This is a genomic window from Pseudomonas sp. UBA6276 (assembly GCF_002438365.1).
Taxonomy (GTDB): domain Bacteria; phylum Pseudomonadota; class Gammaproteobacteria; order Pseudomonadales; family Pseudomonadaceae; genus Aquipseudomonas; species Aquipseudomonas coleopterorum.
In genome coordinates, this window is the sequence record NZ_DJUS01000154.1 from 11,298 (window position 1) to 18,477 (window position 7,180).

Genomic DNA, 7,180 nt, shown 5'->3' on the forward strand with positions numbered 1-7,180 from the left:
GGTTGGTCTGGTCGGCGATGCCACGGATCACCTCCAGCACCTTGCCGATCCGACCGCTGTCGTCGCGCAACTGACGAATCACGTCGCCGGTCAGGGCAATCTCGCCGCGCATGCGGGTGATGGTATGGATGGTGGCCTGCATGGACTGCTCACCGCTTTGCGCCTCGCGGTCGGCATCGGCGGCGGCGGTGGCCGCGCCGGCGGCATGGCGGGCGACTTCCTGCGCGGTGGCGGACATTTCCTGCATCGCCGTGGCCACCTGATCGGTGCGCTCGAACTGCTCGTTGGTGCCCTGCAGCATCACCGCAGCGATGGTGTTCAACTCGCCGCTGGCCTGGTCCAGATCGGCCGTGCTGCGTTGCAGGCGGGTGAAGGTATCGGCGAGAAAGTCGCGCAGGGTGTTCGCTGCCACGGCGAGATTGCCCAACTCGTCACGCCGCTGGCTGACCACGCGCTCGGCCAGATGGCCCTGGCTCAGGCGCGCCACGTAGTCGATCAGGTCGCGCACCGGCGTGACCAGGTTGCGGTTGACCAGCCACAGGCTCAGGGCGGTGATCAGCAGTCCGGACAACAGCATGATGCCGATGCCCCAGACGATCGCCTGGTGGCCCTGCTCGTTGATCAACCGCGACTGCTCATCGGCCAGCCCGCGCAGCTCGGTCACCAGAGCGTTCATCTGCTCGCTGGTGGCACGGTCGACGCCGGCCACGGCGCGGTCGCCGCTGGCGGCTTCGGCCCCGCTGGCCAGGAAGGCTTCGCGACCCTGACGATAGGCCTTGCCCAACGTAGCGTGTTCATCACGCAGGCGCTGGGCGTTCTGGCTGACGCTGGCGGGTACGCCGGGCAATTCGCTCAGGGCCTGCAAGGTGGCCGCCACCGCCCGCTCCTGCTCCTCGAACTGGGCCCAGTACTTGTCCGCGGCCTTGGGGTCCTTGCCACGCAGCAGCACATTCTTCCATTCCTGCACCTGGGTCTTGAACTGAACGTTGGCACGATCGACCAGTTCAGTGGCCCGCAGCGGTCCGGCCACCAGGTGTGTGTAGTCATCCAGGCTTCCTGCGAGGAATTTGAAGCTGCCCAGAGCAATCAGCAGCAGGATGAGCAACCCACCGGCCAGCAAGGCCAGCACCTGGGCGCGCAGAGACGTTTTGAACATGACGAACCTCATGATTGGAAGCCCTTGCGAACGCGTGGGCAATCGCTATATCGGCAGGGCTCGGGCGTTGCTTGAGCGCGCCGGCGACAGGGCGACGTCCAGTGGCGAGTCTCGGGGCGCCCGATAATATTTCGACACGAACGCTTGTGAACTAACGCTTGGCGGCGGCGATCCTCTCTATGCGCAATAAGCGCGTCTGACCCGCCGGTGCATCCGTGCCGATGTTGTCCTTTGATGAGGGATTGTCGTGACCACTACTACCCAACTTGCCTATCGACACAGGCCAGGTCCGCTGCATGCGATCTTCCTGGCCGGTACCGTTCCGCTCTTTCTGGGCGGGCTACTGAGCGACATCGCCTACTACCAGAGCTACCAGATCCAGTGGAGCAACTTCGCCGCCTGGCTGATCGCCGGTGCCTTGGTGTTCTGTGGCCTGGCGCTGCTGTGCGCCCTCATCAACCTGGTCCGCGCGGAACATAAGGGCGGTCGTCCAGTCGTGTACTTCCTGCTGTTGCTGGTGACGTGGGTACTGGGTCTGGTCAACGCCTTCGAACATGCCAAGGACGCCTGGGCAGTCATGCCTTCGGGGCTGATCCTGTCGGTGATCGTGACGGCACTGGCGCTGATCGCGGCCTGGGTCGGTTTGACCAATCTGCGTTCCGGAGGTGTTCGATGAACTATTCAGGCGCCTTGACGGCCATCAGCGTGGCCTTGCTGCTCGCCGGTTGCGGCAGCGAAGCCGACAGCACCCAGGCCCGCGGGCCCGATCCCAAATTGCCGGAAGCACAGCGCGGCCTGTTGCCGAGCATGAAGATCGCCGAGCCAGTGGCTTGGGGCGACAGCAAACCGACCGTGCCACAGGGCTATACCATCAGCGCGATTGCCACCGACCTGGCGATTCCGCGCCAGACCGTGGTCCTGCCCAACGGTGACATCCTGGTGGCCGAAGGCCGTGGCGGCAGCGCTGCCAAGCTCAAGCCCAAGGACGTGATCGCCAGCTACATCAAGGCCAAGGGCAATACCCAGGTCAAGGGCGGCAACCGCCTGACCCTGCTGCGCGACGCCGACGGCGATGGCACCTACGAGCTGAAGACCGTGTTTGCGGAAAACCTCAACGCGCCCTACGGCCTGGCCTATGCCGACGGCAAGTTGTACGTCGCCAACCAGGATGCCCTGGTGCGCTTCGACTACACCGACGGCCAGACCAAGGCCAGCGCAGCACCGACCAAGCTGGCCGACCTGCCCTCGGCGATCAACCACCACTGGACCAAGTCGCTGGCCATCAGCGACGACGGCCGCTACCTGTACGTGGGCATCGGTTCCAACAGCAACGTGACCGAACGAGGCATGGAAGTTGAGATCGACCGCGCCATGGTCTGGCAGATCGATGCCCAGACCGGCGCGCACAAGCCCTATGCAACGGGTATCCGCAACCCGACGGCACTGACCATCCAGCCGGGCACAGGCCAGCTGTGGGCCGTGGTCAACGAACGTGACGAGCTGGGTCCGGACCTGGTGCCGGACTACCTGAGTTCGGTCCGTGAAGGGCAGTTCTATGGCTGGCCGTACAGCTACTGGGGCCAGAACGTCGACCCCCGTGCGCAGCCACAGAATCCGGAAAAAGTCGCGGCGGCGGTCAAGCCCGATTACAGCCTTGGCTCGCACGTCGCCGCACTGGGTGTGGACTTCTCGATCCCGGCCATGGGCGAGAAGTTTGCCCAGGGCGCGTTCGTTGGCGAGCACGGTAGCTGGAACCGCGACAACCCCGTGGGCTACAAGGTGATCTTCGTGCCGTTCGCCGGTGACAAACCCGCCGGCGAGCCGATCGATTTCGCCACGGGTTTCCGTGGTGACGATGGCAAGACCCGTGGTCGCCCGGTCGGTGTAACGGTCGATCCGCGCGGCGCGCTGATCATCGCCGATGACCTGGCCAACACCATCTGGCGCGTCACGCCGAGCCGTTGAGGCTGGCTTCGGGGCGCCCTGCCCCGAGGTGTTGTCCCCCGGCGCGCGTTCAGCGCGCCGGTTGTTGATTGCCCCCCTGCTTCCCGATCAGCGACTCATCACCGTCAAGGCATCGACCAGGGCGTGCATGTCGGCGGGCGTCGTGTTGATCCCCGGTGTCACCCGAATGCAGGGCCCGCAGGCGGAGCCGTCACGGGCGACGGTGAAGATATCGAACTGGGCGAGGAGCTGGTCGATCTTGCCCTGCTGGTCCTGCACGTCGCGGAAACGGAACGAGGCGATGCAGCAGGACAGGCGCGGGTCTTCGGGTGTGAGCACTTCGATGCCCGGCAGCCTTCGCGCAGGCGTCAGCCACAGGTCACGCAGGTAACGCAGGCGCGCGCCCTTCACTGGCCAGCCGCCCAACGCCTGGTGTTCGGCAAACACCGTGGGCAGGCTCATCAACGCGGGGACGTTGGGGGTGCCGTAGGGGCTCAGGCAGCGGATGTCGTCGGCTGGATAGCTGGGGTTGCCCATGTCCGGCGAGAAATCGGCCAGGCGTTCGCGGCGAACGTGAATGACCCCCAGGCTGAGCGGCGCGCCGATCCATTTCTGCAGGTTGAAGCCCGCCAGCTCGATGCCCAGGTCGTGCAGATCGACCTCCATCTGACCGAGCGAATGGGCGCCGTCCAGAATCACGTCGATGCCGTGGGTACGGGCCTCGGCGGCAATGGCCTTGACCGGCATGACCAGCCCGGTACGGTGGGTGACGTGGGTCAACGCCATGAGCTTGAGCCGCGGATGGGTGGCGAAGGCCTGGCGGTAGGTCTGGAGCAAAGCCTCGTAGCTGGCGGGGTGCTCGTGGACCAGACGCACCAGCTCGACGCCGCGGGCCTGCTGCAGCCAGTCGAAGGCACCCTGCACCGAGCCGTAGTCCAGGTCGCTGATCAACACCTGATCGCCCGGCTGCAGACGCGTGTAGTTGCGGATCAGCGAATACAGGGCTTCGGATGCGCTGCGGGCAAAGGTCAGTTCGCCTGCGGGCACGCCCATCAGCTCGGCGAGCTGCTGGCGGATGGCGTCGGCCTCATGCTTGTCGAAGTGCTGGCGCACGTGCACCGAGTTGCTGCGGTTGACATGACGGATCGCGTCTTCATAGGCGCTCACCACGCCTTCGCTCATGCGACCGAAATAACCGCCGTCGAGGTTGATCGGCCCGTCGTCGCGTGGGTAGCGTGCAGCAACGTCCGTCCAGAAGGTTTCATCCATGGCCAATTCGGCGGGGCTTTGCGTTACGCAGGGCATGACAGCACGCTCTTGAGGGGAAGACACCGAGCATCGCTTTGCCGGACGTGGGATGCAAGGGGCAACGCCGGTCGTCGCTGACATGAACTGAGCGCCCTTGGTTATTTGACCATTCGTTCAACAATCCCTAGGGTAGCCAGCTTCATTTTTGTCCGAGACGCTCATGACCACCCGTTCCAAGCTTCCGCCGACCGTCTACCTGCTGGGGTTGACGATTTTCTCGCTGGTGACCGCCGAGTTCATGGTGGCCGGGATGATGCCCGCGCTGGCCGCCGCGTTCTCCGTGAGCCTGGCCCAGGTCGGCAACCTGATTGCCCTGTATGCGCTGGGCATGGCCCTGGGCGGGCCACCGGTCACGGTGCTGCTGCTGTCGCGCGGCATCAGCAATCAGCGCGCGCTGGTCGGGCTGCTGGCGGTGTACGTGCTGGCCGGCGCGCTGGCCGCCGCGGCGCCGACCTATACGGTGCTGGCCGTGGCACGCATCGTCATGGGCGTGTCCAGCGCCGCCTGCATCGGCCTGTGCATGACCCTGTGCGCCGGGCTGGTCAGCCTGCAGGACCGCGGCCGGGCCATTTCGGTGGTGCTGGCCGGGCTGATGCTTTCGCCCGTGGCCGGCGTGCCGGCGACCGCCTGGGTCGAACATCACTATGGCTGGCGGGCCAGTGCCTGGCTGGTGGTGGCCTTGGCCTCGCTGTGCACGGTGCTGGTTGCCACGCGCCTGCCGCGCGCCGAGGCCGGCGACGAGCCGTCGCTGGGCAGACAGTGGATCAGCCTGAAGAACCGCAGCCTGTGGGGTGCCTACATCACCAGCGGCCTGATCATCGGCGCGACCTTCGCTGCGTTCAGTTATTGCACGCCGATCCTGATCGAGGAAGTCGGCGTGGCTCCCGCCCAGGTGGCGCCGTTGCTGGCGCTGTACGGCGTGGCCAACGTGCTGGGCAACATGGTGGTGGGCCGGATCGCCGATCGGCATACCTTCGCCGCTCTGGGTTGGGGCTTGGCCCTGCTGGTGCTGGCGCTGGGCGGATTCGCCCTCGCCGGTCAGGTATTCTGGCTGAACCTGGCCTGCTTCCTCACCGTTGGCCTGACCGGGGTTGCGCTGAACCCGGCCATGGTCGCGCGGGTGATGAAGGCCGCCGAGCCCGGCGCGCTGGTCAACACCCTGCACACCTCGGTGATCACCGCCGGGCTGGCCTTGGGCAGTTGGGCCGGTGGTGCGGTGATCGATGCTGGTCTGGGACTGCGCGCCCCGTTGTGGCTGGGCGCCGGCATGGCGCTGCTGGGCCTGCTCAGTCTGCTGCGGCCCTGGTACAACGCCACAGCCCCCGCCGCCGCCGCACGCTGAGACCAACTCAGCCTACAGCGGTTTGGCCAATACGCCGGAGGGGGCATGGTCGGCCGCCGACGCTGGGTCGGTCTGATCCAGTTCTCGTGACACCGAAAGACGTTCCTCGGCGATGCGCTGAACCAGATTCAGCGCACGCTCGGCACTGCCCAGCAACGCCAGGATGGCGCCGCGTTCGTCCCAGCCCAGTTTCTGCTCGGGCTGCAGGCAGCGCTCGCGCAGGGCCAGCAGGTCCCTGGCGTGGGCGTTCGGCAGGTAGGTGCCCTGTGGCCCCTTGCGCACGGCCGGCTCGACGATATCGAGAATGGCGTCGACGATTTTCCGCGCATTGGCGCAGAACACCTGGCGCTCGATGCGGCGGGCGATCTGCGACAAGGTCCGGGTCAGGCTTGCGCTGAAGTCTTCTTCCTCGATGAGGCTGGCGAGCAGATTGGTTTGCCGCGCCGTGACATCGTTCTTGAACATCTGCGCGGTGTAACCGCGAATTTCCTGGCTCAGGGTGTCCAGCGCATGCTCATGTTCCGCGGCGTTCTTCAGCGCCTGGGATTGGCCGCGCGCCGCGTCCAGCAGCAGGCCCATGCCCTCGCTGTAGCGGGTCAGTTCCTGGCTGACGGCGGCCACGCCGGTGTTCACATTGGCCAGCGCGGCACGGTCGAGATGACGCGGTACGGCATAGTCCTCCGCGTCGCTGCGGCTGGCGCCGATGCGCGAGAGCACACGCTCGAACACACCGATGAAGGGAAACATCAGCGCCGTGTTGAAGATGTTGAAGCCGATGGAGTATAGCCCCACCGCCACGGGCACCATCGGGAAGCTTTCCTTGCCATCGACCGTACTGGTACGGGTCACGTCCATGCCGAACAGGCCCATGGTCCCTTGCAGGATGTCCATGGACAGAAAGAACAGCGGAAACATCATGGCAACGCCGATGAAGTTGAAGGCGATGTGGGCATAGGCCGCGCGCTTGGCGTTCTTCGACAGGTTGAGCGAGGCCAGCCATGAGGTGACGGTGGTGCCCAGGTCGGCACCGAGGGAGAACGCCACCGCCGTCTGCCAATCCAGAATGCCAGCCGCCCCCAGGCCCATGACGATGCCGATGGTGGCCGACGAGGAATGGATCATGGCAGTGATGCCGGCGGCGGTCAGCACGCAGATGGCCAGGCCGGTGTAGCTGTCGGCGCGCAATCCAGAGATGACCGACATCACTTCCGGCAGTTCGCGCAGGGGTTTGAGCCCGCCGGTCAACAGGTTCAGGCCGTAGAAGATCAACGAGAAACCGATGATGGCAATGGCCAGATGGCGGGTCTTTTCGTTCTTGCTGAAGACATAGACCAGGGCGAACAGCCCGGCGAAGATCAGTCCCAATGGCCCCAGCGGCATGGCGATCAAGCCGTTGCCCAGGGTGGTGCCGATGTTGGCGCCCATGATCA

The 7,180-nt window shown here is 65.6% G+C and carries 5 protein-coding genes and 1 pseudogene (1 of these 6 running past the window's edge); 3 read left to right on the forward strand and 3 right to left on the reverse strand.

Annotated features, from left to right (window positions below; translation table 11 throughout):
- A pseudogene (locus tag B2V21_RS17755) lies at positions 1-1,156 on the reverse strand (methyl-accepting chemotaxis protein); it reaches 420 nt to the left of the window's first position.
- Positions 1,157-1,403: 247 nt separating this feature from the next.
- Here B2V21_RS17755 and B2V21_RS17760 point away from each other — a divergent pair.
- Complete coding sequence (locus tag B2V21_RS17760; protein ID WP_049859035.1) at positions 1,404-1,832, forward strand: DUF2231 domain-containing protein; 429 nt, start codon at positions 1,404-1,406, stop codon at positions 1,830-1,832.
- On the forward strand, positions 1,829-3,121 hold the full coding sequence (locus tag B2V21_RS17765) for a PQQ-dependent sugar dehydrogenase (protein WP_286917554.1): 1,293 nt from the start codon (positions 1,829-1,831) through the stop codon (positions 3,119-3,121). The genes B2V21_RS17760 and B2V21_RS17765 overlap by 4 nt, the downstream gene beginning before the upstream one ends.
- An 87-nt stretch (positions 3,122-3,208) precedes the next feature.
- On the opposite strand, the gene B2V21_RS17770 is transcribed toward B2V21_RS17765, so the two are convergent.
- Positions 3,209-4,405 (reverse strand): aminotransferase class V-fold PLP-dependent enzyme, encoded by a 1,197-nt coding sequence (locus B2V21_RS17770; RefSeq protein ID WP_286917555.1) that lies wholly within the window; start codon positions 4,403-4,405, stop codon positions 3,209-3,211.
- Between the two features lie 163 nt (positions 4,406-4,568).
- Here B2V21_RS17770 and B2V21_RS17775 point away from each other — a divergent pair, with 163 nt between their 5' ends.
- Entirely contained in the window at positions 4,569-5,750 is a 1,182-nt protein-coding gene (locus B2V21_RS17775) for an MFS transporter (RefSeq protein WP_192065681.1), read from the forward strand.
- A gap of 12 nt (positions 5,751-5,762) precedes the next feature.
- Here B2V21_RS17775 and B2V21_RS17780 read toward each other — a convergent pair.
- A partial coding sequence (locus tag B2V21_RS17780) for a Na/Pi cotransporter family protein (RefSeq protein WP_286917556.1) occupies positions 5,763-7,180 on the reverse strand: 1,418 nt, incomplete at its 5' end.

Excerpts from the sequence above, each read along its gene's own strand:
- B2V21_RS17765 (WP_286917554.1), top strand. The coding sequence starts at position 1,829 with ATGAACTATTCAGGCGCCTTGACGGCCATCAGCGTGGCCTTGCTGCTC.
- B2V21_RS17770 (WP_286917555.1), bottom strand. The coding sequence starts at position 4,405 with ATGCCCTGCGTAACGCAAAGCCCCGCCGAATTGGCCATGGATGAAACC.
- B2V21_RS17775 (WP_192065681.1), top strand. The coding sequence starts at position 4,569 with ATGACCACCCGTTCCAAGCTTCCGCCGACCGTCTACCTGCTGGGGTTG.